General features: G+C 70.2%; 25 protein-coding genes, 1 tRNA gene, 1 other RNA gene and 2 pseudogenes. 10 read left to right on the plus strand and 19 right to left on the minus strand.

All coding sequences use genetic code 11. The features are described from left to right. Together H4N64_RS14320 and ffs are read right to left on the minus strand one after the other, a co-directional pair. The coding region (locus H4N64_RS14320; RefSeq protein WP_186282678.1) for a DNA polymerase III subunit gamma and tau at nucleotides 1–1,580 on the minus strand (1,580 nt) is incomplete at its 3' end. A 43-nt stretch (nucleotides 1,581–1,623) separates the two neighbouring features. Then, an RNA gene (gene ffs / locus H4N64_RS14325) (signal recognition particle sRNA small type) lies at nucleotides 1,624–1,722 on the minus strand. 72 nt (nucleotides 1,723–1,794) lie between these two features. Between ffs and H4N64_RS14330 the strand changes: the two genes are divergently transcribed. Further along, nucleotides 1,795–1,882: transfer RNA gene (locus H4N64_RS14330), tRNA-Ser, on the plus strand. Between the two features lie 79 nt (nucleotides 1,883–1,961). On the opposite strand, the pseudogene H4N64_RS45060 reads toward H4N64_RS14330, so the two are convergent. After that, a pseudogene (locus tag H4N64_RS45060) lies at nucleotides 1,962–2,179 on the minus strand (site-specific integrase); the annotation flags it as partial. Nucleotides 2,180–2,236: 57 nt separating this feature from the next. On the opposite strand from H4N64_RS45060, the gene H4N64_RS47125 reads away from it, so the two are divergent. Further along, nucleotides 2,237–2,866, plus strand: coding sequence for an excalibur calcium-binding domain-containing protein (locus tag H4N64_RS47125; RefSeq protein ID WP_472910305.1), 630 nt, complete (start codon nucleotides 2,237–2,239; stop codon nucleotides 2,864–2,866). Nucleotides 2,867–3,445: 579 nt separating this feature from the next. Here H4N64_RS47125 and H4N64_RS14340 read toward each other — a convergent pair. From H4N64_RS14340 to H4N64_RS14355, 5 genes are all read right to left on the minus strand, one after another. Then, nucleotides 3,446–4,324, minus strand: coding sequence for a hypothetical protein (locus H4N64_RS14340; protein ID WP_186282679.1), 879 nt, complete (start codon nucleotides 4,322–4,324; stop codon nucleotides 3,446–3,448). A 198-nt stretch (nucleotides 4,325–4,522) separates the two neighbouring features. After that, nucleotides 4,523–4,954, minus strand: a complete 432-nt coding sequence (locus H4N64_RS14345) for a hypothetical protein (protein WP_186282680.1) — start codon at nucleotides 4,952–4,954, stop codon at nucleotides 4,523–4,525. A 105-nt stretch (nucleotides 4,955–5,059) separates the two neighbouring features. Next, nucleotides 5,060–5,191, minus strand: coding sequence for a hypothetical protein (locus H4N64_RS45070; RefSeq protein WP_260859727.1), 132 nt, complete (start codon nucleotides 5,189–5,191; stop codon nucleotides 5,060–5,062). 58 nt (nucleotides 5,192–5,249) lie between these two features. Continuing rightward, a complete protein-coding gene (locus H4N64_RS14350; RefSeq protein WP_186282681.1) occupies nucleotides 5,250–5,405 on the minus strand; it encodes a hypothetical protein in 156 nt (51 codons plus the stop codon). Between the two features lie 38 nt (nucleotides 5,406–5,443). Beyond that, nucleotides 5,444–5,836: a carboxymuconolactone decarboxylase family protein gene (locus tag H4N64_RS14355; RefSeq protein WP_186282682.1), complete on the minus strand. Its 393-nt coding sequence runs from the start codon at nucleotides 5,834–5,836 to the stop codon at nucleotides 5,444–5,446. 144 nt (nucleotides 5,837–5,980) lie between these two features. On the opposite strand from H4N64_RS14355, the pseudogene H4N64_RS45075 reads away from it, so the two are divergent. Both H4N64_RS45075 and H4N64_RS14360 read left to right on the plus strand, forming a co-directional pair. Beyond that, nucleotides 5,981–6,148: pseudogene (locus H4N64_RS45075) on the plus strand (ATP-binding protein); the annotation flags it as partial. Between the two features lie 194 nt (nucleotides 6,149–6,342). Continuing rightward, entirely contained in the window at nucleotides 6,343–6,861 is a 519-nt protein-coding gene (locus H4N64_RS14360; protein WP_186282683.1) for a DUF4396 domain-containing protein, read from the plus strand. 54 nt (nucleotides 6,862–6,915) lie between these two features. On the opposite strand, the gene H4N64_RS14365 is transcribed toward H4N64_RS14360, so the two are convergent. The 10 genes from H4N64_RS14365 to H4N64_RS14410 all read right to left on the minus strand — a co-directional run bounded on the left by H4N64_RS14365 (nucleotide 6,916) and on the right by H4N64_RS14410 (nucleotide 19,351). Next, the gene (locus H4N64_RS14365) at nucleotides 6,916–8,910 is read right to left on the minus strand and encodes a beta-galactosidase (RefSeq protein ID WP_186282684.1); all 1,995 of its coding nucleotides are present in this window, start codon (nucleotides 8,908–8,910) and stop codon (nucleotides 6,916–6,918) included. Next, nucleotides 8,904–10,232, minus strand: a complete 1,329-nt coding sequence (locus H4N64_RS14370) for an alpha-galactosidase (protein WP_186282685.1) — start codon at nucleotides 10,230–10,232, stop codon at nucleotides 8,904–8,906. The genes H4N64_RS14365 and H4N64_RS14370 overlap by 7 nt, the downstream gene beginning before the upstream one ends. 29 nt (nucleotides 10,233–10,261) lie before the next feature. Next, the gene (locus tag H4N64_RS14375; RefSeq protein WP_186282686.1) at nucleotides 10,262–11,140 is read right to left on the minus strand and encodes a carbohydrate ABC transporter permease; all 879 of its coding nucleotides are present in this window, start codon (nucleotides 11,138–11,140) and stop codon (nucleotides 10,262–10,264) included. Then, complete coding sequence (locus tag H4N64_RS14380; RefSeq protein WP_186282687.1) at nucleotides 11,137–12,114, minus strand: carbohydrate ABC transporter permease; 978 nt, start codon at nucleotides 12,112–12,114, stop codon at nucleotides 11,137–11,139. The genes H4N64_RS14375 and H4N64_RS14380 overlap by 4 nt, the downstream gene beginning before the upstream one ends. Then, nucleotides 12,111–13,406, minus strand: coding sequence for an ABC transporter substrate-binding protein (locus tag H4N64_RS14385; RefSeq protein ID WP_186282688.1), 1,296 nt, complete (start codon nucleotides 13,404–13,406; stop codon nucleotides 12,111–12,113). Before H4N64_RS14385 ends, H4N64_RS14380 begins: the two co-directional genes overlap by 4 nt. Before the next feature lie 206 nt (nucleotides 13,407–13,612). Beyond that, nucleotides 13,613–15,388, minus strand: a complete 1,776-nt coding sequence (locus H4N64_RS14390; RefSeq protein ID WP_186282811.1) for a copper resistance protein CopC — start codon at nucleotides 15,386–15,388, stop codon at nucleotides 13,613–13,615. Between the two features lie 94 nt (nucleotides 15,389–15,482). Beyond that, entirely contained in the window at nucleotides 15,483–16,232 is a 750-nt protein-coding gene (locus H4N64_RS14395) for an SDR family NAD(P)-dependent oxidoreductase (RefSeq protein ID WP_186282689.1), read from the minus strand. After that, nucleotides 16,229–16,708 carry a cupin domain-containing protein gene (locus H4N64_RS14400; RefSeq protein ID WP_186282690.1) on the minus strand — a complete coding sequence of 160 codons (480 nt, stop codon included), beginning with the start codon at nucleotides 16,706–16,708 and terminating at the stop codon, nucleotides 16,229–16,231. The genes H4N64_RS14395 and H4N64_RS14400 overlap by 4 nt, the downstream gene beginning before the upstream one ends. Continuing rightward, nucleotides 16,705–17,304, minus strand: coding sequence for a GNAT family N-acetyltransferase (locus tag H4N64_RS14405; protein WP_186282691.1), 600 nt, complete (start codon nucleotides 17,302–17,304; stop codon nucleotides 16,705–16,707). The genes H4N64_RS14400 and H4N64_RS14405 overlap by 4 nt, the downstream gene beginning before the upstream one ends. Continuing rightward, nucleotides 17,297–19,351 (minus strand): penicillin acylase family protein, encoded by a 2,055-nt coding sequence (locus H4N64_RS14410; protein ID WP_186282692.1) that lies wholly within the window; start codon nucleotides 19,349–19,351, stop codon nucleotides 17,297–17,299. Before H4N64_RS14410 ends, H4N64_RS14405 begins: the two co-directional genes overlap by 8 nt. Nucleotides 19,352–19,441: 90 nt before the next feature. Here H4N64_RS14410 and H4N64_RS14415 point away from each other — a divergent pair, with 90 nt between their 5' ends. From H4N64_RS14415 to H4N64_RS14435, 5 genes are all read left to right on the plus strand, one after another. After that, nucleotides 19,442–20,146, plus strand: coding sequence for a siderophore-interacting protein (locus H4N64_RS14415; protein WP_186282693.1), 705 nt, complete (start codon nucleotides 19,442–19,444; stop codon nucleotides 20,144–20,146). Nucleotides 20,147–20,170: 24 nt separating this feature from the next. Then, nucleotides 20,171–20,755, plus strand: a complete 585-nt coding sequence (locus H4N64_RS14420) for an HhH-GPD-type base excision DNA repair protein (protein WP_186282694.1) — start codon at nucleotides 20,171–20,173, stop codon at nucleotides 20,753–20,755. 55 nt (nucleotides 20,756–20,810) lie between these two features. After that, the gene (locus tag H4N64_RS14425) at nucleotides 20,811–21,476 is read left to right on the plus strand and encodes an HdeD family acid-resistance protein (RefSeq protein WP_186282695.1); all 666 of its coding nucleotides are present in this window, start codon (nucleotides 20,811–20,813) and stop codon (nucleotides 21,474–21,476) included. A 272-nt stretch (nucleotides 21,477–21,748) separates the two neighbouring features. Continuing rightward, nucleotides 21,749–22,045 (plus strand): type II toxin-antitoxin system VapB family antitoxin, encoded by a 297-nt coding sequence (locus H4N64_RS14430; RefSeq protein ID WP_003999914.1) that lies wholly within the window; start codon nucleotides 21,749–21,751, stop codon nucleotides 22,043–22,045. A 110-nt stretch (nucleotides 22,046–22,155) separates the two neighbouring features. After that, complete coding sequence (locus tag H4N64_RS14435; RefSeq protein ID WP_260859728.1) at nucleotides 22,156–22,800, plus strand: LytR C-terminal domain-containing protein; 645 nt, start codon at nucleotides 22,156–22,158, stop codon at nucleotides 22,798–22,800. On the opposite strand, the gene upp is transcribed toward H4N64_RS14435, so the two are convergent. Beyond that, a complete protein-coding gene (upp, locus tag H4N64_RS14440; RefSeq protein WP_186282696.1) occupies nucleotides 22,801–23,436 on the minus strand; it encodes a uracil phosphoribosyltransferase in 636 nt (211 codons plus the stop codon). It abuts the gene before it with no gap. 93 nt (nucleotides 23,437–23,529) lie between these two features. Between upp and H4N64_RS14445 the strand changes: the two genes are divergently transcribed. Continuing rightward, entirely contained in the window at nucleotides 23,530–23,715 is a 186-nt protein-coding gene (locus H4N64_RS14445; protein WP_186282697.1) for a hypothetical protein, read from the plus strand. Nucleotides 23,716–23,850 lie beyond the last annotated feature (135 nt).

Here is a 23,850-nt window from a genome sequence, read left to right on the forward strand (position 1 = left end):
GCCTGTGCGGGAGGAGTGGTCGGGGCGGGCGGCGCGGGCTGGTCTCCGGTGCCGCTGGGGGTTGCGGTGGGCCAACCGCCGGGGCGGCGACCGCTGCCGGTGGGGGCGGCGGTGGGCCAGGCGCCGGGGGCGGGGGCGGGAGCCGGGGTGGGCTCGGGGGGCTGGGGAGCCGGGGCTTGCTCAGCGGGCGGGGCGGGCCGTGCCGGCGGTGCCGGCGGTGCGGACGGTGCGGACGGGGCCGACGGGGCCGACGGGGCGGGCTGGCCGGCCGGGGCCCCCGGCCCCCGTACCGCCGCACGAGCCGCAGCCGGACCGCCGCCCGGCGGAACCGCGGCCGCCTGGGCAGGCCCGGGGACCGGTGCGTGGGCCTCGGGCCCGGGGACGTACCCCATCGCGGGGGCCGCGCCGCCCCCGGAGAAGTTCACGCCGCGCTCCAGACGGTCGAGCCGGGCCATGACCGAACGCTCGTCCCCGTACGCGGCGGGGAGCATCACGCGCGCGCAGATCAGTTCGAGTTGGAGTCGGGGCGAGGTGGCGCCCCGCATCTCGGTCAGGCCCTCGTTGACAAGGTCGGCGGCGCGGCTGAGTTCGGCGGCGCCGAAGATGCCGGCCTGGGCCTGCATACGCTCCAGGACGTCCGCGGGGGCGTCGATGAGCCCCTTCTCGACGGCGTCCGGCACGGCGGCGAGGATCACGAGGTCCCGCAGCCGCTCCAGCAGGTCGGCGACGAAGCGCCGGGGGTCGTTGCCGCCCTCGATGACACGGTCGACGACCTCGAAGGCGGCGGCGCCGTCACCGGTCGCGAAGGCCTCGACGACGGAGTCGAGGAGCGAGCCGTCGGTGTACCCGAGGAGGGAGGTGGCCATGGCATACGTCACACCCTCCTCCTTGGCGGCGGCGAGCAGCTGGTCCATGACGGACATGGAGTCACGCACGGAGCCGGCGCCCGCGCGCACGACGAGCGGAAGGACGCCGTCCTCGACCGGGATGGTCTCCCTCCCACACACATCGGCGAGGTAATCCCGCAGGGTCCCCGGCGGCACGAGCCGGAAGGGATAGTGATGGGTCCGCGAACGGATCGTCCCGATGACCTTCTCGGGCTCGGTGGTGGCGAAGATGAACTTCAGATGCTCGGGCGGTTCCTCGACGACCTTGAGCAACGCATTGAACCCGGCCGACGTGACCATGTGGGCCTCGTCGATGATGTAGATCTTGTACCGGCTGGAGGCGGGCCCGAAGAAGGCCTTCTCCCGCAGCTCACGAGCGTCGTCGACACCGCCGTGCGAAGCGGCGTCGATCTCGATGACGTCGATGGAACCGGGGCCGTTGCGCGCGAGATCCCGACAGGACTGGCACTCCCCGCACGGGGTCGGCGTAGGCCCTTGCTCGCAGTTCAGACACCTGGCAAGAATCCGCGCGCTGGTGGTCTTCCCGCACCCACGCGGCCCGCTGAACAGGTACGCGTGATTGACCCGGTTGTTCCGCAGCGCCTGCTGCAACGGGTCGGTGACATGCTCCTGCCCGATGACCTCGGCGAACGACTCCGGGCGATAGCGGCGGTACAGCGCGAGAGACGACACGCATACGAGGTTATAGGCGCCCACTGACAACCCGGCCCACGAGAACGCAAGCGCCCCCCACGCACCCGCCAGAGCCAACCTACCCTTGCTGCCTTCCGGCCCTGGGGGAGTTCAGTCAGATAGCGCCGCGTGAGGGGCTCCGCACAGAGTACCCGACGTCAGCAGGTGGGAACGAGTTCGCGAGCACTCCTCTCGGTCATGTAATGTTTCCGGCGGAGGATTCGCCTAGAGGCCTAGGGCGCACGCTTGGAAAGCGTGTTGGGGGCAACCCCTCACGAGTTCGAATCTCGTATCCTCCGCCAGTGCCTCACCGGGCACGATGTCGAAGGGCCCCACCGTTCGCGGTGGGGCCCTTCGACGTTGTCCGTCTCAGTTTCCGTCTCAGTTGGTCTTCGGGAGCTCCCACAGCGCATCGCCGACTTGCTGCGCGACCTTGCGGAGCATGGTCCCCGTCACATGTAGCGAGCGCGCATCCGGGCCGCTCCCCCAGGCTCCCAGCCCATGATCGCGTCGATCACAACATCCGGGACGCCGAGGATCAGTAGGACGGTGGCGGCGGTGTGGCGGGCGTCATGGAGACGGCCGTCCCGTACGCCCGCGGTCGGCTGAGCGGATCCGTTCGCCTCGCGTTGTGTCCACTAGGCGTTGCTGTCCCGATGGCGGCGTCGCAGTCTGGAAAGAAGAAGCCGCCAACGCCTGAGTCCACGACATCGGTGCCCGAGCCGACAACGCCGGCGCCCGCTTTCCCCCGGCCGACGCCCACATCGACGGTCACCGACGCGTCGTCCGTCGTCCGCGCATATTTCGCTGCCATCAACGCTCAGGGCTATCGACGAGCCTGGGACCTCGCAGGCAAGAACCTCTCAGACTCCTACTCAGCCTTCGTCAACGGGTTCGCCACCACCGCCCACGACACCCTTCGCGTCCTCCATGCCGACAACGACACCGTCTCGGTCAGGCTGGAGGCCACGCAGACCGACGGCTCGCTGAGGATCTTCGAAGGCACCTACACGGTGCACGACGGCACGGTCGTCGGCGCTGACGTACACGAGGTGACTGGGCCGGAGCCGCGCCCCAGCGAAGACTCCCCCTACTACGAGAACTGCGACGAGGCACGACCCGCAGGCGTCGCACCCATCTATGAGGGTGAACCTGGCTACGCCGCATCTCGATCGAGACGGCGACGGAGTGGCCTGCGAACCGTATCCCCCGTGAGTCACAAGATCTCGGCGCCCCCAGCTCCCAGGCAGCCCCCGGTCCCGTGTGATCGCAGCTTCCCAGGCTGAGGTGCCGCAGTTCGGTGACGAGGTGAGTATCACTGCGCCTGCTGGCAGCAGGGGACGATGCCGCGGTCGTGCTCGGCAAGGTCTTCGCCCCTTCGCCATCGTCGAGAAGGAAACCGGGCTGACTGCCTACGACCCTCAGACGGAACGTCCGCCGGCGGAGATGGAACCGCCAGGCGCGATAGAGCTGATGTCGAGGATCACCAGGATCTGCGCAGCCGCTGTGGCGGTTGATCAACCACCGACGGAGGCGTGGCGGAGGCCGGTGGGGGCGCAGCGAGGCACACGCGCGCCTGATCGGTCGGCGCAGGGCAGGTCCTGGCCTTCCTGTCCTGGCCCGCGGCCGACGCCCTGTACGGCGTCGACCTCGCCGGCGACCTGCACCGCAGCACCGACAACGGGGCGACCTGGACGAAGACCGGGACCGTTCCGGGCGGGCAGCCCCAGGCGCTGAGCGCTGTGGACGCCAAGCGCGTCTTCGCCGCCACGCAGGACGGCGTGTACGAATCCGGTGACGGTGGCAGGACGTTCACCGAGCGCCTGCCTGTGTCCTCCTGAAGGGCACTGAGCGCGCAAAGTTCGTCAGTGGCTGTGTCCTGGTACGCCGTGGTCATCGGCAGCCCGGGAGGAGGTGGCCGTCGTCGGCTCCCCACTCGGGCGGGCACTCGGAGTCGCACTGCGGGCCGGGCTCTCGGAGGAACCGGGGTCGTGCTGGTGGCCGTCTGTCCCGCTCGTCTGCGGCTCCTCTTCGGTGGCGGGCTCTTCGCCGTGGCTGTGGCCGTGCCCGTCGCCGCCCGGCTGCGCGGCCATCTCCTGGGCGATGCCCTTCAGGCCGACGAAGGCGACGGCGGCCGTCACTGCCACCAGGACCCCGGCCGGACCGAGGATGTTGCGCCACCGGGTGGGCTGGTGGCGCAGCACGTAGGCGACGAAGGAGAGTGCCAGGCCGAAGGGGATGAGCATCGCCGCCCGTTCGGGAAAGTCCTCGAAGTGCTGCAGGCCGCCGCTGAGCATTCCGATGCCGAACGACAGCGCGAGGGAGGCCGCCACCACGCCGAAGACCTTCGCGGGGCTGGGGCGGCTGCGGGTGAGGACGAACTCGTTGAGCACGGTGGCACAGAGGAAGACTGCGGCGCCTATGACGGCGATGAGGGTGTAGCGGGTGGGATCGAGCGGGTGGTGCACGATGGCGCCGCTGATCAGCCCGGCTCCGACGAAGGTCGCGGCATAGCTCAGATAGTCGCCGAGCAGCGGGGTGCGCTTGGGTGCCCGGCGACGCCCGCGCCGACCGCCGGTCCTGTTGGCGGGCTCGCGTTCCGCGCGGCGCGGCGCGGGTGCGGTGCCGTCTCGGTCGGCTGAGTGCGAGCCGTACTGCGCGGCTTGGTGGGAGAGGTATGTGGGACGGGTCGCGTATGGCGGTGCCGACAGCGGGCGGGGGTCGGCGAGGTGGTGCTGGGACATGGGAACAGTGACACCCTTCGGCACGGGCCGGCTGCAGCGCGGTACGCCGGTACGGATGTACGGCGCAGAGGGCGCTGGGTGGCGGCCCGGAGAACACGGACGGGGGGAGAGCGGTCGGGCAGGCCCCTCGGCGGAGCGGCGGACCGGAACTGTGAGCCGCGCCGAGGCAGTGTGGTGCCGTCGGTGCGGGTCCCCTCTCTAAATCCGCAGGACTCCCAGCGCGTGGGGTGAGGTGTACGCGCGGAAGCTGAACAGCCCGTCGGCGGGCGGCGCCGCGTGCGTGGCGGTCGTGGTCCCGGCCGCGAGCTGAGCCGTCGGCACTGGCCAGGGCCCGGCGGGTACGGAAGCCCAGCAGCCGGCCTCGGGCAAGGAGTCCGAGTCCGCGGTGGCATGGGCCGTTGTGCGGTGCGGGGCTTCGCCGGGCAGGTCCGGCTCGTGTCCGTGAGGCCGGGCACAGGATGCCGGGTCCGCCGGGCCGAGGTCGAGGTGGCGGGCGGTCGAGTGTCCGGTGACGCCGTCATGGGCGTCGGCATGCGCCAGGGTGTGGACGACACCGAGGCCGATGAGGAGCAGGCCGAGCAGCAGCAGGCGCACCAGGAGACGCCCGGCTGCCCTCGATCTGCTCGTCACGTCGCCCCTCGTCCGCGCCTTGGGCGGAGTGCTCGTCCTCGTGTTGGCGGCATCAGCGTACCCACGGCCCGCCGGCGTCGGTTCCCGGATCCGGACGAGTGATCCTCAAGCCTCGCGCCAGGTGAGTCGGATGAGCAGGTTCTTCGCGTCCTCCGAGACCTCGGCCTCGGCGGCGACGTCGTAGCAGGCGGCAGCAATCTGACTGCGGAAGGCGAAGTCCCGGCGACCGCCGGTCACGGCGTGGCCGACGAGGTGCTGTACGCCTTGTCCATGCAGAGCCGACCACAGATCCTGATCACATATCTCCCGCGCGGGCCGTCTGCATGTCGTAGTCGCTGAGCAGTTGCCTCAGTTGTTCCAGCGCCTGCTCCGGGATGTCCGGTGGCGCGGACTCGGTCACGAAGCGGGCGGCGGCGACGAGCGCCGCGAACTCGTAGGCGTGAGCGGTCACCCGCACAATCCCCGGCCGAGTCCACTCCAGACGCATGATCAGCCCTTCGCCGCCAGGTAGTCCTTGATCTGTTCGAGCTCCTGGGCGAAGCCGTCGTAGTCCTCACGGATGCCGTTGAGGTACGCGCTCCAGCCGATGCTGTTCTTCGCGTAGTGGAGGGCTTCCTGGATCTCCTCGTCCGTGGCCCCGAACATTTTCGCGGCCTCCATGTGGAAGAGCGTGCAGTACCGGCACTTCGTCTCGGAGTGCACCGCGAGTCCGATCAGTTCCTTGTACTTGTTGGGTATGAGCGTCTCGCCGAGCTCGAGCTTCTTGAAGAGCTCCCACTCGTGGTCCAGCAGGTCATCGGGGATACGGGAGAAGAAGTGAGGTACTAGACCCAGCGTCTCCTTGATCTCCGACTCGACGGCGCCTCGGTTGCGGCCTGCCATGGCGACCACTCCTCTCAGCCATTCGGAATAACTGCCTCCATTTCCAAGCTAGAGAGCGCCGGCTCCCCCTGCCACCGCTGTCGATCCCGCCGCCTGCCGCCCCTGCGGACACCAGCTGTCTGCCCGCAGGTAAGCACCTTGCCCGCGGCCGGCGGCATCGCCCACACCACTCTCACCCGAGCCACTGACGTCCTGACCGAGAAGCGGGTCGTTGCCGCCGAACCGCCGCTTTCACTGAGGCCGTCGAAGGAACGCCGATACCGCATCAAGGAGCGGTGGACGAGCCGGCGAGGGCGGGCGATCGAACCCCTCGCCTGCAGGCGGTGTACGGCCCCGAGGAACTGCTCAGCGCTTGGCGCAGAGCGTGAGCAGGGACTGAGCCCGCCCCCCACGAGTTCCGATCTCGCATCCTCCGCCAGCCCCCGGAATACCCCATGGGGGTATATGGTTGATCGCAGTGGGCCCGGGGACACGGGTCTCAGTCAGTGGGGATTGGGGACGTAGTCATGGATCACAGTGCTCATCACGCCGCTGCCGCGCACGACCATGTCGGGCACTCAGGGCACTCCGGGCACGAGGGGCATGCCTCCGGTGCTTCCTGGGGGATGGCGATCAAGGCCACGCTGCACTGCCTCACCGGGTGTGCCATCGGGGAGATCCTGGGGATGGTGATCGGGACCGCCCTGGTGTGGGGGAACGCGCCGACCATGGTGTTGGCCATCACGCTGGCGTTCCTCTTCGGGTATTCGTTCACCCTCTTCGCCGTGGTGCGGGCCGGGCTGGACCTCAAGTCCGCGATCAAGGTCGCGCTTGCCGCCGACACCGTGTCCATCGCCGTCATGGAGCTCGTGGACAACGCGATCATCGCCCTCACCCCCGGCGCCCTGGACGCCCATCTCGACGACGGGCTGTTCTGGTCCGCTCTGCTCGGTGGATTCGCCGTGGCGTTCGTGATCACCACACCGGTCAACAAGTGGATGATCGGGCGGGGCAAGGGGCATGCCGTCGTGCACGCCTATCACTGATGACGGTCAGTCCATGCGGAGAAGGCGAAGGCTTCGCCTTCTCCGCCACGCACCTCAGCCGCGCGGCTCCCTCACCACCGCCACTTCCCCCGCCGGCACCCGCACCGAGCCCTCCGCCGCCGTCCCGCTGAGCAGTTCCCGCGCCCCGGACGCCACCGGCACCTCCGCCTCCCGGTCACCGTGGTTGATCAGGAACAGGTACTCCGCGTCCGCCCCGCGTCGTAGCGTCGCCTCCACGGCCGGAGGGACGGTTCGCACCGGCGTGACGCCCGCCTCGGTACGCATCCGCTCCAGCAGGGACGTCAGCGCATCCGCGTCCGGATGCGTCGCCACGTACCAGGCCGCCCCGGCGCCGTGATCCCGTCGCGTCACCGCCGGGACGCCGCTCAGGGCACCCGTCGTGTACGACGTCACGGCCTCAGCCCCTTCGAGGCGCACCCGTTCCGTCCACAGGGTCCCCGTGCCGCCGTCGCTCAGGCCCACCGACTCCCCCGGCAACAGCGGGAACAGTTCGTCCGTGCGTACGCCCAGGAGTTCCCGGAAAGCTCCCGGGTAACCGCCCAGCCGCACATGGCAGTTCTCGTCCACCGCCCCGCTGTGGAAGCCGACGGCCAGCGTTCCACCGGCCTCCGTGAAGGCCGTCAGGTTCGCCGTGCCCTCGTCGTCCACCAGGTACAGGCTCGGCGCCAGCACCAGCCGGTACCGCGACAGATCCGCGTCCGGGCGTACAAAGTCCACCGCCACTCCCGCTCGCCACAGCGGCTCGTACCAGGCGCGGACCAGGTCATGGAAGCGCAGTTCGCCGCTCGGCTGGGACGGGAGTTCCATCGCCCAGCGGGAGTTCCAGTCCCAGACGATGGCCACCTCGGCCGGGGCCACGCTTCCGCGTACCTCCGCCAATGCCTTGAGATCCGCGCCCAGTTGGACCACGTCCCGCCAGATCTGGCTGTCCGTCCCGGTGTGCGGCAGCATCGCCGAGTGCCACTGCTCGGCGCCCGCCTTCGCCGCACGCCACTGGAAGTAGGCGATGCCGTCCGCGCCTCGGGCGACATGGGCGAGGGCGTTGCGGCGCAGCTCCCCCGGACCCTTCGCCCTGTTCACCGGCTGCCAGTTCACCGCGCCCGTCGAGTGCTCCATCAGCAGCCAGGGCCCGCCCGCCAGGGAGCGCACCAGGTCGCCGCTCAGCGCGATGTCGATCTCCGACTCGGGGTCCGCGGACTGGAGGTAGTGGTCGTTCGAGACCAGGTCCAGCTTCGGGGCCCAGCGCCAGTAGTCCAGCGCGTCGAAGTTGTACATCACCATGAAGTTGGTGGTGGCGGGGATCGAAGGGGCCGCCTCCAGGAGCACCTGCCGCTCCGCCTCGTACAGCGAGAGCAGTTCGTCGCTGCAGAAGCGGCGCCAGTCCAGCTGGTGGGTGGGGTTCGGTACGGCGCCCGTGGCGCGGGGCGGCAGGATCTCGTCCCAGTCGTAGTACCACTGGCTCCAAAAGCGCGTGCCCCAGGCGTCGTTCAGCGCCGCCAGATCGTCCTCGTAACGGGCGCGCAGCCAGCGCCGGAAGGCCGCCGCGCTCTCGTCGCAGTAGCACTCCGCGTTGTGGCAGCCGTACTCGTTGTGGATGTGCCACATCACCACCGCCGGGTGGTCCGCGTACCGCTCGGCCAGCGCCCGCGCCATCCGCAGGGCCGCCTCCCGGTAGGCGGGGCTCGACGGGCAGAACGTCTGGCGGCTGCCGTACGACAGTCGGCGGCCGTCCTTGTCCATCGGGAGCGCCTCCGGATGGGCGCGGAAGAACCAGGCCGGGGGCGCCGCCGTGGGGGTCGCGAGGTCGGCCGCGATGCCGTTCGCCTCCAGCATGCCGAGGACGCGGTCCAGGAGGGAGAAGTCGTACGACCCCTCCTTCGGCTCCAGCAGCGCCCACGAGAAGATGCCGACGCTGACCATGGTCACCCCGGCCTCGCGCATCAGGCGCATGTCCTCGGCCCAGACCTCCTCGGGCCACTGCTCGGGGTTGTAGTCACCGCCGTACGCGATGCCCGGAACCTTCAGCATGCCGCGGCTCCCCCGAGAAGACGGCGGGTTGTCGCCACTCCCCACTCGTCCAGTGACAGCAGCCGGTCGCTGGAGGCCATCAGGCCGCCCGTCGCCTCCACGTGCGCAGCCCACTGTTCCCGGGTCTCCACCGCCGGGCGGGCCATCAGGCAGTCGGGGTCGTTGATCCAGAGGCGGCCGTGCTGCCACTGCCGTCCGACGCCGGTGAACTCGGCGGCGTCCTGGCCGGGCTGACTGTAGTCGTCCGCCTCGGGGCGGCGGTGCGGGGCCGTGTCGGGGCTGACCCGCATCGCGTCGAACAGGCCGATGGACGCCAGAAGAGGGGCTCCGCAGCCCAGCAGGTACGCCTCCTCGCCGATCGCCTCCCGGATCAGCTCGATCCCGGAGCGGTACGCCGTGAGCGCGTCCGCGTCTTGATGGCGTACGCCGTCCAGGGCGCCGGCGTACAGGAAGTCGACCTTGAAGTAGTCGTAGCCCTCGGCGCGCAGCGTCCTGAAGACCTCCGTCAGGTAGGCCGCCGCGTCCGGGTGGGTCGTGTCCAGGACGTTCAGGTCGTGGCCCCAGTTGCGGCCCGCGTGCACGGGGGCGCCCGTGGTGGAGCGGACCAGCCAGTCCGGGTGCTCGGCGGCCAGGTCGCTCGCCGGGTCGACCAGGAAGGGTGCCGTCCAGATGCCGGCCCTGCGGCCGCGCTCGCGGATGGCGTCCGCGATGCCGGCTCGGGAGCGGAAGCGGCCGGAGAGGGTGAGCCAGTCGCCGAGTGCCTTCTGGTAGCCGTCGTCGATCTGGACGACGTCGATGGGCAGGTCGAGGGTGTCCATCGCGCGGAGGTTCTCGTGGATGTCGTCCTCGGTGACGGCGGTGAAGTACTCGTACCAGGAGCACCAGACCGTTGGCGCCGGACGGGGGGCCTGGAGGCCGAGGCTGTCGGCCCAGTCGGCGAGGGCGCCCTGGATGCCGCCGGGGCCCAGGTAGGAGTAGAAGTCCACCTTGCCGTCGGCGCTGATCTCCGCCTGGCCGTCGCGCACTTCGAGCCGGATGGAGGGCACCGAGCTCAGCGGATCGGCCGCCGCGCAGACGATCACCGGCCCGTCCTCGCCCTTGGGGGCCAGGGCCAGCAGCCCCTCCCCCTGGAACACCCCGTCGGGCACGGTCACCCCGGGCCGGTAACACACCGTCGCCCAGTTGGAGTTGGTCGGACGGTACGGCCTGGCGTCCAGCGCGTATGCCCCACTGGGGCTCCAGGACTGCCAGCCCTCCTCGTGGACGCGGGCGGTGCTCGGGTCCACGGGCACGGAGGCGACGGGGGTGAAGGCTTGGGACACGGTGGTTCTCTTTCCGAACAGGGGGAGCGTCAGCCCTTGTTGGCGCCGAGGGTGAGACCGCTGACGAACTGCCGCTGGAGCACGAAGTACACGATCAGTGTCGGGATCGCGGTGAGCAGGGCGCCGGCGGCGACCAGGTTGGGGTCGGTGAAGTACGTCCCGGTGAGGTTGTTCAGCGCCGAGGTGATCGGCATGTTCTCGCCGGTCGAGATCAGGACGAGGGCCCAGAAGAAGTCGTTGTAGATCCAGATGGAGAGCAGGGTCGCAAGGGCCGCCATCGCCGGGCGGCACAGCGGGAGCACGATCTGCCAGTACATGCGCCACACCGAGGCGCCGTCCACCAGCGCGGCCTCGGTCAGCTCGTGCGGCAGCGTGCGCATGTAGTTGCTGAGCACGAAGGCGCAGAAGCCGGACTGGAAGGCGACATGGATCAGCACCAGGCCGAGCGCCGAGTCGTACAGCTTGCCGCTCATCGTGATGCCCGGCAGGTCGATCAGCAGGTAGAGGCGGTACAGCGGGGTGATGATGACCTGCTGCGGGAGCAGGTTGCCGGCCGTGAAGACCAGCAGCAGGGCCAGGTTGAGGCGGAAGTCGAAGCGGCTGACGTAGAAGGCGACCATCGACGACAGGAACAGCGTCAGCAGGACCGCCGGGACGGCGATGATCAGCGTGTTCACGAAGTAATGCGTCATGTCCGACTGCTGATACGCATTGGTGAAGTTGTCGAAGTTCAGCGTGTCCGGCCAGGACACGTATCCCTTCTCACTGGTCTCCCCGTACGGCCGCATCGCCGCGTAGACGGCCCACAGCAGCGGCGCGAGCCAGGCCAGCGCGGCGCCCGCCAGGAAGAGGTGCAGCAGGATCCGGGCGGGGCGGACCGGCGTACGGGCCACGGTGACGGTGCTCATGCGCGCCGCTCCTTCCGGAAGGTGCTGACCAGGTACGGGATGATCACGACGAGCGAGATCAGCAGCAGCACGACCGCGATGGCGGAGCCGTAACCGATCCGGCTGGACTCGCCGATGATGTTGCTGGTCACCAGGATGGAGAGCAGCTCGGTGCCCTCGGCGCCACCGTTGAAGACGTAGACGAGGTCGAAGGCGCGCAGGGCCTCGATGATCGTGACGACCAGGACGACCGTGTTGGTCGGGCGCAGGGTCGGGAAGATGACGTTCTTGAACGTCTGCCATTCGCCCGCGCCGTCCAGCGCGGACGCTTCCCGCAGCGACGGGTCGACGCCCTTCAGGCCCGCCAGGTAGAGGATCATCATGTAGCCGGCATGGCGCCAGGACGCGGCGATGAGGATGGCCCAGAGGTTGAGGTCGGGGTCGCCGATCCAGTCGATGTACTTGCCGGGCTCGTTGGCGCCGATGAAGCTGTTGATCAGGCCGGTGTCGGGGTTGTAGATCAGCTGCCAGACGAAGCCGATCACGGCCATCGACATCACGACGGGCAGGAAGAAGGCGGTCTGGTACACCCGGCTGAAGCGGATCTTCTTGTCCAACTGCACGGCCAGGAACAGGCCGAGCGGGGTCGGGATCACGATCAGCACGACGAACCAGATGACGTTGTGCTGGACGGCGGGCCAGAACTGCGGGTTCTGCTCGAAGAGTTCACGGAAGTTCTGCAGGCCCACCCACTGGATCGAGTCGAAGCCGATGCCGTCCCAGGTGGTGAACGCCAGCGCGATCGAGGCGAGGGCGGTGACCCAGACGAGGGCGATGTGCAGGATCGTCGGCAGGCCCGCCATCAGACCGAGGGTGAGCCGGTCGCGGCGGGTGAGCAGACGGCGGTGGCCGGAACGGGCCTTGGGCGCGGGGGCGGCGCCCGGAGGCGGCACGTCGGCCGCCTCCGGGATCTCCGCGGTGATCTGGGTGCTCATGAGGACGCGAAGATCGTCTTCTTCTGGCGCTCGATCGAGGACAGCAGACTGTCGACGCCCTTGGGGTCACGGATGAACTTCTGGAGCGCGGGCTGCATCACCGTGGAGGTGAAGTCGGGGCGGCTGTCGCGGTCCATGAACTGGGTGAGCGACTTGGCGCCCGCGATCATCTCGTACGCCTTCTTCTGAAGGGCGCTGTACGAGGCGGTGTCCGCGTCGGTGGTGGCGTGCACCACGCTCGGGTCGGACTCGAGGTAGACGTCCTCGGCCTCCGAAGTGCCGAGGAACTCAAGGAGCTTGACGGCCTCGGTCTTGTTCTTCGGGCTCTTGCTCATCATGAAGCCGTCGGTCGGCGCCTCGACGGTGTCCTGGCCGAAGGCCGGGTCGATCTCCGGGAAGGCGAAGAAGTCGAGGTCGTCCAGGGCGGACTTGTCGGTGAACTGCTGGGCCACGAAGGTGCCGAGCAGATACATGCCCGCCTTCTTGGACGCCAGGGTCTGCGCCGCGTCCTGCCAGGTGCGGCCCGTGGAACCCTCCTGGTGGTAGGGGAGGATCTCGGTCCACAGGTCGAAGGTCTTGCGGACCTTGGCGTCGGTCCAGGATGCCTTGCCGGCCATCAGCTCGACATGGAAGTCGTAGCCGTTCTGGCGGAAGTTGATCTGGTCGAAGGTGCCGAGCGCGGGCCAGGCGTCCTTGTCGCCGAAGGCGATCGGGACGAGCTTGTCCTTCTGCATCTGCTTGCACAGCGCCACGAAGTCGTCCCAGGTGGTGGGGACTTCGTAGCCGTACTGCTGGAACACGCTCTTCCGGTAGAAGACCGCCCAGGGGTACGAGTACAGCGGCACGAAGTAGTACTTGCCGTCCTCGCCCTTGCTGAGCTTGTGCATCGCCTCGGGGAAGTTGCCCCCGATGGTCTTCCACACGTCGTCGATCGGGGTGGCCAGACCCTTGGCCGCGAAGAACTGCATCCGGTAGCCGGCGAACCAGGTGAACACGTCGTCCGGCGTGCCCTGGAGGTAGGAGTTGATCTGCTCCTGGAAGGTGTTGGAGTCCTTGGTGTTCACGTCGACCGTGATGCCGGACTGCTTCTTGTAGGCCGCGTAGATGTCCGCGAACGCCTTCTTCGGCACCGGGTCGGACGCCTTGGAACCCAGGGTCACGGTCTTCGGATCGGCGGCCGAACCGCTGCCGCCACACGCGCTCAGCAGGGGTATGCCGGCGCCGAGAACGGCGGCGCCGCCGATGCCGCGCAGCAGGGTGCGGCGGGAGGGGGAGGGGAGGTTGTCGAGCATGTGCGGCTCCTGAGGCAGGGGCGGTCCCAGGAGCGGTGGCGCGCACACCGCCCCGAAATTGATCGAAACCAAGCAGAAATCAACTGGACCGAACAGAGGGTGGCGTAATAACAGCCGGATGTCCTGTCATGAGTCAAGAGCGGACGGCGCCCTTTGTTGAAACGTGACCGACTCGACTCCGCGCGGTGGACGCCTCGGTGGACGCCTCAGCGGACGTCGATCCGCCGCTCCATGCTCACCTGGTCGATCTCCGAGACCCGCACGGTGATCTTCATGGTCCAGGTGCCGGCGAGGGGGAGGTCGACGAAGCTGTTGGCCCAGTAACCGCCCTGGTCGGTCAGCTCGGCGTCGAGGGGGCCGACGTCCTGGGCGGGGAGGGTGAAGGAGACGCGCAGCTCAGGAACGGTCGACAGACCGCCGTCCGGTCCGAACACCACGGCCTGAAGGGCGTTGTCACCGACCCGGCCGGGGTCGAGGGTGAGCTCGACCTTGCCGGTACCGCCCGGGGTGCCGACGTCGAAGGGGACGGTCACGGCGACGGTGCCGCCGACGGGCGGCGCGGCCTCGGCCGCCTCGGCGGCCCTTCCCGGCAGGGTCCCGGTGAGCACGGTCGTGATCACCAGCACGACCACACCGACGGTGACTTCGGCCAGCACCGACCGGCGCAGGGCACGGCGGTGGGCGTCGGTGGGCGGGGGTTGGGGCGGCGGCTCGGGCAGCGGGGGGCCGCCGGCCGGCTCCGGCACCTTTTCGGGTACGACCGTCCCCGCCTCGACCGTCGCCAGCCGTGCCGTCCAGCGGCGGGACACCGCCGCGGCCCCCAGGAGCAGGGCGACGGCGGCCAGCTTGAGGGTCAGGAGCCTGCCGTACGTCGTACCGGTGAGCGCGTCCCAGGAGCCCAGGCCGCGCCAGGACTGGTAGACGCCGGTGACGGCCAGGACGGTGACGGAGGCGAAGGCCAGGCGGGAGAAGCGGGTGACTGTGGCGGGGGTGAGGTGGGAGCGGTGCAGGGTGATCAGCAGGGCTGTGAGGCCGCCGAGCCATACCGCTGTCGCGAGGAGGTGCAGGGCGGAGGACGCCATTGCCAACGGCACCTGGATGCCGGCCGAGGCATGATCCGAAGCGGCCCAGGTCAGTGGGAGGCCTATGGCTGTGCCGAGAAGGGTTGTTCGGCGGGTGCGGCTTCGTCGTGGCTGGTCGCGCCCGCGCGGCGGAGCCGCAAGATCGAGCACCGCCCCGCGCCCCTTACCGGTACTGCTGAGCCGGAGGAAACACGCGGCCGTCAGTAGGAGCAGGACCAGCCTTGCCAGCAGGGCCAGTCCGGGCCGGCCCGTGAGGGTGCGGACGAAGGCCTCGGGGTCCAGGGCGGCTGCCGGGCCCTCGCCGGTCTCGTACGGGGCCCTCAGCACCAGCAGCGCCAGAGTCGTGCCGAGCAGGGTCCACCAGCCGATCACCAGCGGCCTGCGCAGCACTCCCGGCTCCGGTGGCCGGCACACGACGATGAACGCGGCCGTACCAATGAGCACCGCCGCCGCCAGATACGCCAGATACCGGGCGATCTTGTGCAGGGCCGCGGTCGCCGGATCCTCCGTCGGGCCCGTGTCCACCGCCACCGGCGTCGGCGACGGTTTGCCCACCGAGAAGGTGAACGCGCCCGACACCGGGTGGCTGTCCGCCGACACCACTCGCCAGGCCACCGTGTAGGTGCCCTTGTCCAGGGAGCCCGGCAAGGTCACGCGGGCCGTACTGGAGGTCTCCGCGTGCTCGGCCTCCCCCAGGCGCAGGCGCCTGCCGTCCGGGCCCAGGACGCGGACCGAGTCGTCGAGCAGGCCTACGGACTCCGTGAAGGTCAGGGTGAGCTGACGGGGGGCCGTTCGCAGGACGGTTCCGTCCTCGGGGTCGGTGCCACTGAGGGCCGCGTGTGCCGAAGCCGTTCCCGCGCCGCCGAGGAAGAGCAGGACCAGCACGGCGCCCAGCAGCACCAGCCCTTGAACTCCGCGCCGTCGAACCACGTCGTCTCTCCGTCTTCCCCGGTCTCCGCCACGAGGACAGATACGTACGGCAAGCGCTCCCCGCTCACCACGTCGGGCGGGCCGATACTCCTCCGTCCACCACCAGGTCGTGGCCTGTGATCCAGGTGGCCAGCGGTGACGCCAGGAACACGCAGGCGTCCCCTACGTCCTCGGGCCGGCCCAGCCGTCCCACCGCCGTCGCCCGCCGCCAGCGCCGTACGCCTTCGGGCCAGGCCTCCTCCAGGCCCTCCCGTTCGATCAGGCCCGGGGAGACCGTGTTCACGCGGATGCCGTCGCGGCCGTACTCCAGGGCCGCCGAGCGGGCGTGCATCAGTACCGCTGCCTTCGCTGCCGCGTAGTGCGCGTGCCCCTCGGCCGGCATGCGGGCCTCCACCGAGGCGATGTGGGTCACCGAGCCGCCGCCTCGCCCCCGCATGACCTCGGCCGCGGCCTGCGTGCAGGCGAAGACACTGGTCAGGTTGGTGTCCACCACCGCCCGCCACTCGGCCGCGGTCATCCCGGGAAGCTCCCTGACCGGCTGCGCCCCGGCGTTGTTGACCAGCGCCGTCAACTTGCCGCCACCCCACTCGGCGGCCTCCCGCACGACCCGGTGGCACTCCTCCTCGACCGTCAGATCCCCTCGCAGGACGACCGACTCCCCGATCTCGGCGGCCAGTTCGCGCGCCGAATCCACAGACGTACGGCAGTGCAGAGCCACCGCCGCGCCCTGGTCGGCGAAGCGCAGGGCGATGCCCCGGACGATGCTTCCTCCGGCTCCCGTGATCAGGGCGACCTGGCCCTCAAGCAGCTTCATGGGCGGCACAGTTCCATGATCCGGGCCGCCTCGTGGGGATAGCGCGCGAGGAGGTGTTCCGCGTCGCCGTGCTCGTAGTCCTCGTAGGTGAAGCCGGGGGCCATCGTGCAGCCGAAGAAGGTCCACGCGCCGCCCGCGACGACCCGTGCGCCCATCCAGGTGCCGGCGGGGACGGTCAACTGCGGTTGCTGGGCATGCAGAATGTCCGGGCCCAGGGCGACCGTGCGGGAGCTGCCGTCGGGGGCGAGGAGCAGCATCTCCAGGGGATCGCCGAGGTAGAAGTGCCAGACCTCGTCGCCGCTCAGCCGGTGCAGCGCGGAGAAGTCCCCCGGCTCGGCGGTGAGCAGGGCGACTATGGCGGTGCCCGCGGGTCTGCCGTCCGGCCGCGCGGGCCCTTCCCAGGTACGGCGGAACAGCCCGCCCTCGCGTGGTATCGGCTCCAGGCTGTAGTGGGCGACGAGGTCTTCCGGGGTCACCCGGGGAAGGCTACCTCCCGGCGAAGGAAGGCGAGTTGGGCCTTCTTCTCGGGCAGGTGGACGTCCGGGATGTCGATCTCGGGGAGGGTGACGAGCGGTCCCGCCTCGAAGCCCTGCCTCAGGAAGCGGGCGACGGCCTTCTCGTTCGCCACGTCGGGGTCGACGACGACCCGCTGCCGGTCCAGCCCGATGAGGACGTAGCCGGTGATCGCGGTGAGCAGCGCCGACGTAAAGCCGGGGTGGACGCCCTCCGGGCCGGCGGGGGCAAGCAGCAGGTGGACGCCGATGTCGCCGGGCAGGACGTCGTAGCACTCGCTGACCCGGTCGGCCTCGGGCTCGTACGTCTGGAGCAGCGCGGCCGGGACGCCGTCGCGCTGGATCAGGAAGGCGTGGTGGGTGTCGAGGGTGTCCAGGTGGGCGTAGATCTCGGCGACCTGGTCGCGGGTGAGGCCGTTCATGCCCCAGAAGGAGGCGCGTTCCTCGCTCACCCAGGAGTGCACGACATCGGCGTCGGCCTGGGGGTCGAGGCGCAGGACGCGCACGGTGCCGAAGCCGTGGACCGGCTGCTCGTACACCGTCTCGCGAAGCTCAGACATCGGTTTCCTTCTCCAGTCGGTCGAAGTCCGTGACGACGGGGACGAGATCTCCCCGGGTCCACAGGGGCAGTTGGTCGCGGTGGTGGGGTGTACCGGGCACTCCGGATGCGCCGAACGGCACCACCCACAGGCTGTGTTCGCGGTCGGCCAGGTCCCACACGTACCGGGCGGCGGGGCCGCGGGCAGCGAGGTCGGTGATGCCGGGCACGGCTGAGGTGCACAGCACGCAGTCGTGGTCGCCGGAGATTCCTGGTTCGTCGTAGTCGCCGGGCAGCGCCCGCCAGGGGGCGAGGCGGTGGGTGTCGCCCCACACGCCCTGGGGCGGCTGGGCGGCCACCTCTTCCAGGGCCGCGCGCACGGCCTCCGGGCGGTCGATGCCGTACAACTCCTCGGTGCGCAGCAGGTGTTCGAGGGCGTAGCCGATGCGCGGGACGAGGGCGAGCCAGGGGAGCAGGGTCTCGGGGTAGGCGGGCGGGGTGGTCAGCGCGGCGAAGGCGGGGTGGGCGGCGAGTCGGCGTACGACCGCGCTGCGCACCGCCGCGTGGAGGGCGGCGGGTCTGCTGTCCGCGTCCATGCGGCGGTCCCAGGCGAGCAGCGTCTCGCGGAGGCGGGCCGCCTCGGGGGAGAGGCCTTCGAGGGTGGCCAGGTGGTCCAGCAGGGGTGCGGCGGAGGCGAGATGGGTGTCGGTGTGGATCGCGGGCATGTCGCCGGGGGCCCACCGCTCCTTCTCCCCCAGCAGCGCGGCGATGCGGTCGGCGCGGTGCGGCGGGGCGAACTCGACGCCGAGGGGTGCGGCGGGGCCGCGCTGGTTGGCCATCACCGCGACCGAGTCGGTGAGTTCGCCGTACGGCGTCTCGTGCCAGCCCCGCCATTCGTGGCCGGGTTCCCAGGCGGGCACGAGGTGTACGCGGTTGGCGTCGGCGCGCAGAGGCACGCGCCCGGCGACCCTGTGCAGCAGGCCGCCCTCGGTGTCGGCGGCGTGGACGACGTTGACCGGCTCGGTCCAGCGGTCGAAGGCCCGGTCCACGTCGGCGACTCGGCGGGCCCGAAGCAGCGGGAGGAGAGCGCCGAAGCCGAGGTCGCCGGTGACGCGGGGCGGGTAGCGGAGGCTGACGGCGCACTCGGCGTCGGAGCCGTCGTAGAGCCCCTCGGGTCCGCCGATGATCACCGGGCCCCGTTCGGTCTCGATCACCTCGACCTCGACCGCCTCCTCGCCGGCCACCTCGATGGTCTCGGTGTGCCGGGCGGCCCGGTGCCAGACGCCGTCCGGGCCGAGGGCCTCCACGCCCGCGCCGGTGCGGCGCAGCCGCTCCCGGTACAGGTCCTGGTAGTCGGCCATGGCGTTGGTGATGGCCCAGGCGACCGAGCCGGTGTGCCCGAAGTGGGCGATGCCGGGGACGCCGGGGACGGCGAGGCCGACGACGTCGAACTCGGGGCAGGACAGATGGATCTGCTGGTAGACGCCGGCGTCCTCGATGAACCGGTGCGGATCGCCCGCGATGATCGGCTGCCCGGTGACCGTCCGCTCGCCGCCGACCAGCCAGCCGTTGCTGCCGGAGGTGCCGGGCCCGTCGGTGGCGAACAGGCCCACGGCCGCCTCGCCGAGGTGCCGTACGGCGTGCTCGCGCCAGAGCTTGGCCGGGAAGCCCGCGAAGAGGATGTGGATGCCGAGCCAGATACCGAACGGCGTCCAGGGCTCCCAGCGGCCGGGGGTGCCGACGGGCAGGGTCGCCTCGGCGAGGCCTTCGTTGACGCCGTCGACGTACGCCTGGATCCAGTCGGCGGTCTCGGGGTCGGCGCTCTCCAGCTCGGCCCAGCAGCGGCGGGCGGTGTCGTCGAGCCTGGCCCGCCGCACGAAACGGTCCCAGGCCAGGGAGTCCGGGCCGAGGAGGGCGGCCGAGGTGCCCTGTGCGCGGTGCCGCTCCACCTCCAGCTGCCAGGCCCGGTCGAGGGCGGTGACGCGGCCCTGGGCGCGGGCGAGTTCGCGGACGCCGTCCGCCCGCAGATGTGGGATGCCCCAGGCGTCGCGGTAGATCTCGGCGGTCACCTGCCACCCTCCTGTGCTCGTACTGTGCTTTAGGTTAGCCTTGCCTAAGTTATTCGTGGCGGAATAGTACGCGAAGGGTGAAGAGGCGATATGGGGCAGGGGCACGGTTGGCAGGGCACGGTCCTGAAACTGATGGGTGCCAAGGACTTCGAGTTCACGGTCACCGGCGCCGAGGACGTCTCCCCCGACTACCGGCGGCTCCATCTCACCGACGGCGGCATGCTCGCGGCCACCGGCGTCCACCCGACGATGTGGGTCCGGCTCTGGTTCGACAACGGCGGCAAGCCGCACCAGCGGGCGTACACGCTGGTCGACCCCGACACCGAGGCCGGCACCTTCAGCCTCGAATTCGCGCTGCACGAAGGTGTGGCCAGTGACTGGGCGCGGGCAGCGAAAGCCGGGAGCACCATCGAGGCGACGGTCCAGGGCACGGGCTTCCAGCGGCCCCGGCCCGAGCCCTCGCACGTCTTCGCGATGGCCGACCCGGCCTCGCTGCCCGCGCTCAACTCCCTCCTGGAGGAACTGGGTTCGGCCCCGGCGACGGTGTGGTTCGAAGGGAAGCTGGACGGGCTGCCGTTCCGTGGGGACACGGCCGACGTCCGCACGGTCCCGCGCCACGGCCTCGTCGACGCCGTACGGGCGGACCTGCCCGACCTGTTGAAGGGCGCCGGACAGCCGTACGTCTGGATCGCCTGCGACACGACGACCACCCGGAACCTGTCCACGTACGTCCGCAGGGAGCTCGGCGTCGCCAAGGACCGGACGCACGCGCTCGGGTACTGGCGCGCGGCCTGAGCCCGTACGCGGGATCATCGAGCCATGGACGTCACCCTTCACCTCGCCCAGGACCCCCAGGCCGACGAGCTGCTCGGCCGCAGTCCGCTCGCCGCGCTGGTCGGGATGCTGCTGGATCAGCAGGTTCCGATGGAGTGGGCGTTCAAGGGACCCCGGACGATCGCGGATCGGCTCGGCGCGGACGATCTGGACGCGCACGACATCGCCGCGCAGGACCCGGAGGCCTTCGCGGCGCTGCTCTCGGAGAAGCCGGCCGTGCACCGCTACCCGGGGTCCATGGCCAAGCGCATCCAGCAGCTGTGCCAGTACCTGGTCGAGCACTACGACGGAAACGCCGAGCTGGTCTGGAAGGGCGTCACGGACGGCAGGGAGCTGCTGCGGCGCCTGGAGGGACTGCCCGGCTTCGGCAAGCAGAAGGCGCAGATCTTCCTCGCGCTGCTGGGCAAGCAGCTCGGCGTGGCGCCGAATGGCTGGCGGGAGGCGGCCGGCTCGTACGGCGAGGCCAGGTCCTTCCGCTCGGTCGCGGACATCACGGGACCCGAGTCCCTGGCGAAGGTGCGAGCGCACAAGCAGGAGATGAAAGCAGCGGCGAAGGCGGCCAGGAAGTAGGCCGTTCGGCGCATCCTTGGTGGCAGGGCGGGCCCGCTCGTTCTGAGCATGGACCATGGCAGACGCACCGTCCGGCCCCGCCTGGGGCCCCGAGTACGACGACCGCAGAGTTCACGCGCGGCACGCATCGCGTGGCGGCCATGAACCCGAGCCGCCCTTCGAGGGCCCCCTGCACGCCCTGTCCCAGGCCGCCTGGCAGGTCGTCCTGCTCACCGGTGTCGTATCGGTGATCCTGGGCGTGCTGGTGCTGGTCTGGCCGGGCTCCACGCTGCTCGCCACCGGCGTCCTGTTCGGGCTCTACCTCGTCATCAGCGGTGTCTTCCAGCTGGTCTCCGCGTTCGGCACGCACAGGACGACCTCGCTGCGCGTGCTCGGCTTCATCAGCGGTGCCGTGTCGATCCTGCTGGGCCTGTTCTGCTTCCGCGGGCCCATGCAGTCCCTTCTGCTGCTCGCCCTGTGGATCGGCATCGGCTGGCTGATCCGCGGCATCACCCAGACCGTGGCAGCCGTCTCCGACCCGGCGATGCCCGCGCGCGGCCGGCAGATCTTCCTCGGCATCGTCACCTTCGCCGCCGGGATCGTGCTGATCGACTCGCCCTTCGAGTCGGTCGCCGTCCTCACCGTGGTCGGCGGGATCTGGCTGGTCGTCGTCGGAATCATCGAGATCGTCACGGCGCTGGGCATCCGCGGCCGCGCTCGCCGGGTCCCCCGCGAGCTGTGAGCGGGTACGCCGTGCGGGCGTATCTCGGCGCGGCGCGATGAACGGCGCGTCCTCCCGCGCGGCCGCGCCTGGCCGCGACCGTCACGCCGCGCCCGTGAAGTTCAGCCACAGGAGAACTGACGGCGCGTTCATCCTGCCTGGACGGTACGCGGAAACAACCGCGTCCACACTCACCCTCTTTGACCAATATTGACCACAATCTGCATGTACTTGCTCGCGCGAGCCGAGCCTGGAGGCTGCGCCCGGAACGTCTGGACCGGTAGGCTTTCCGTGTGATCTTCAAGCGCATCGGAAACGGCCGGCCGTACCCCGACCACGGCCGGGAAAGCACCCGGCAGTGGGCGGACGTCGCGCCGCGCCCGGTCCGCCTCGATCAGCTCGTGACGACCAAGGGCCAGCTCGACCTGGAGACCCTGCTCGCCGAGGACTCCACCTTCTACGGCGATCTGTTCGCGCACGTGGTGAAGTGGCAGGGCGACCTGTATCTGGAGGACGGCCTGCACCGGGCCGTGCGCGCCGCGCTGCAACAGCGCCAGGTGCTGCACGCGCGCGTGCTGGAGCTGGATTGACGTCGGATCAAGTGGCCGTCCGGTGAAGGGTTGGCCCTTTCGGGTTCTCCTCCCCGGCATCCAATGATCATCTAGTAGGCATCGTCGCCCCGGCGCACTACGCTGCGCCCATGAGCATGCTGACTCCCCCTGGCATGGGCGGCCAGTACCGGATCAGGGGGGACAAGTACCCGCGGATGCGCCGACCCCGGCGGCGCGGCAGGCTCGTGCTCCTGGCCGTCGCCTCCGTCACCGCGCTCGGCGTGCTCGGCTGGGGCACGCTGCAGCTCATCGACGTCTTCACCGGCGGCGGCAAGGAGGCCTCGGCGACCGGTCCCAAGGCGGACTGCGGCACCCGGGCGACCCCCTCGGCCTCGGCGAGCGCCGCCGCGCTGCCCGAGCCGGGCCGGATCACCGTCAACGTGCTCAACGCCACGCCCGTCAGCGGCCTCGCCAAGAAGACCGCGGAGGAGCTGAAGAAGCGCGGCTTCAAGATCGGCAGCGTGGGCAACGCGACCAAGGAGTACGACAAGAAGGTCAAGGTCACCGGGATACTGCTCGGCCCCTCCTCCGCCCTGCACACCTCGCTGCCGGTGCTCGCCACCCAGCTGACCGGCGCCGAGCGCCGCACGGACGCCGCCCGCAAGGGCACCGAGGTCGACCTGATCCTCGGCACCGCGTTCAAGAAGCTCACGCCGAAGGCGGACGCCGACAAGGCACTGGCCGCATTGACCGAGCCGAAGCCGACGCCCGCCGCATCGAAGAAGAGCTGTTAGTTATTCGGCGGCGCCGTACATCCGGTCTCCCGCGTCCCCCAGCCCCGGCACGATGTACCCGTGCTCATTGAGCCGCTCGTCAACAGACGCCGTGACAACGGTCACCGGCGTCCCCGCCAGCTCCCGCTCCATGACCTCGACGCCCTCCGGGGCGGCCAGCAGGACCACCGCGGTCACGTCGTCGGCACCGCGCTTGATCAGCTCCTGGATCGCCGCGACCAGCGTGCCGCCCGTGGCCAGCATCGGGTCGAGGACGTACACCTGGCGCCCGGAGAGGTCCTCCGGCATGCGGGTGGCGTAGGTGGAGGCCTGGAGCGTCTCCTCGTTGCGGATCATGCCCATGAAGCCCACCTCGGCGGTCGGCAGCAGCCGGACCATGCCCTCCAGCATGCCGAGTCCTGCCCGCAGGATCGGCACCACCAGCGGGCGGGGGTGGGACAGCTTGACGCCCGTGGTCCGCTCGACCGGCGTCTGGATGTCGACCTGTTCGGTGCGCACATCACGCGTGGCCTCGTAGGCGAGCAGGGTGACCAGCTCGTCGGCGAGACGGCGGAAGGTCGCGGAGTCGGTGCGCTGGTCGCGCAGCGTGGTGAGCTTGTGGGCGACCAGGGGGTGGTCGACGACGTGGAGACGCATGCCCCTAACAGTAACCGGGCCACCGCGCCCCTCGCGCTGGCATCAAACCGCCCATCAGGGGGAAAGTGGGAGGGACGTACTGGGGGTGCGCATATGCCTGACAGTGAGTCCCGGGAGGACCCCGCGCAGCAGGAGACCGACGCACAGCGACGCCGGCGCCGGGACCGGTTCCTGCGCGAACTGGCCGAGGCCCGCGCGCTGCGCGACCGCGTACAGCCCCGCCGCGCCAAGGCCGCACGCCTGCGCCACGCCATGCGCATGCGCACCTTCCGCTGGTAGACCACGGGCCTTCTTGGCCCGCCTGATGCGTGCGCCACGCCGAGGGCCGCGTACGATCCCGCTGGTGGACGATCAAAACGGGCGGACACAGGGAGCCGAAGACGTCCCCTGAACGCTCTGTTTCTGCCACGATTC

Origin of the sequence: Streptomyces cupreus (assembly GCF_014257025.1) — a bacterium.
Classification (GTDB): Bacteria; Actinomycetota; Actinomycetes; order Streptomycetales; family Streptomycetaceae; genus Streptomyces; species Streptomyces cupreus.

What these genes read in the sequence shown, in the direction of transcription:
- H4N64_RS47125 (WP_472910305.1), top strand. Translation starts at nt 2,237, where the DNA reads ATGGCGGCGTCGCAGTCTGGAAAGAAGAAGCCGCCAACGCCTGAGTCC.
- H4N64_RS14340 (WP_186282679.1), bottom strand. Translation starts at nt 4,324, where the DNA reads ATGTCCCAGCACCACCTCGCCGACCCCCGCCCGCTGTCGGCACCGCCA.
- H4N64_RS14355 (WP_186282682.1), bottom strand. Translation starts at nt 5,836, where the DNA reads ATGGCAGGCCGCAACCGAGGCGCCGTCGAGTCGGAGATCAAGGAGACG.
- H4N64_RS14360 (WP_186282683.1), top strand. Translation starts at nt 6,343, where the DNA reads ATGGATCACAGTGCTCATCACGCCGCTGCCGCGCACGACCATGTCGGG.
- H4N64_RS14365 (WP_186282684.1), bottom strand. Translation starts at nt 8,910, where the DNA reads ATGCTGAAGGTTCCGGGCATCGCGTACGGCGGTGACTACAACCCCGAG.
- H4N64_RS14375 (WP_186282686.1), bottom strand. Translation starts at nt 11,140, where the DNA reads ATGAGCACCGTCACCGTGGCCCGTACGCCGGTCCGCCCCGCCCGGATC.
- H4N64_RS14380 (WP_186282687.1), bottom strand. Translation starts at nt 12,114, where the DNA reads ATGAGCACCCAGATCACCGCGGAGATCCCGGAGGCGGCCGACGTGCCG.
- H4N64_RS14385 (WP_186282688.1), bottom strand. Translation starts at nt 13,406, where the DNA reads ATGCTCGACAACCTCCCCTCCCCCTCCCGCCGCACCCTGCTGCGCGGC.
- H4N64_RS14395 (WP_186282689.1), bottom strand. Translation starts at nt 16,232, where the DNA reads ATGAAGCTGCTTGAGGGCCAGGTCGCCCTGATCACGGGAGCCGGAGGA.
- H4N64_RS14405 (WP_186282691.1), bottom strand. Translation starts at nt 17,304, where the DNA reads ATGTCTGAGCTTCGCGAGACGGTGTACGAGCAGCCGGTCCACGGCTTC.
- H4N64_RS14415 (WP_186282693.1), top strand. Translation starts at nt 19,442, where the DNA reads ATGGGGCAGGGGCACGGTTGGCAGGGCACGGTCCTGAAACTGATGGGT.
- H4N64_RS14420 (WP_186282694.1), top strand. Translation starts at nt 20,171, where the DNA reads ATGGACGTCACCCTTCACCTCGCCCAGGACCCCCAGGCCGACGAGCTG.
- H4N64_RS14425 (WP_186282695.1), top strand. Translation starts at nt 20,811, where the DNA reads ATGGCAGACGCACCGTCCGGCCCCGCCTGGGGCCCCGAGTACGACGAC.
- H4N64_RS14435 (WP_260859728.1), top strand. Translation starts at nt 22,156, where the DNA reads ATGAGCATGCTGACTCCCCCTGGCATGGGCGGCCAGTACCGGATCAGG.
- upp (WP_186282696.1), bottom strand. Translation starts at nt 23,436, where the DNA reads ATGCGTCTCCACGTCGTCGACCACCCCCTGGTCGCCCACAAGCTCACC.
- H4N64_RS14445 (WP_186282697.1), top strand. Translation starts at nt 23,530, where the DNA reads ATGCCTGACAGTGAGTCCCGGGAGGACCCCGCGCAGCAGGAGACCGAC.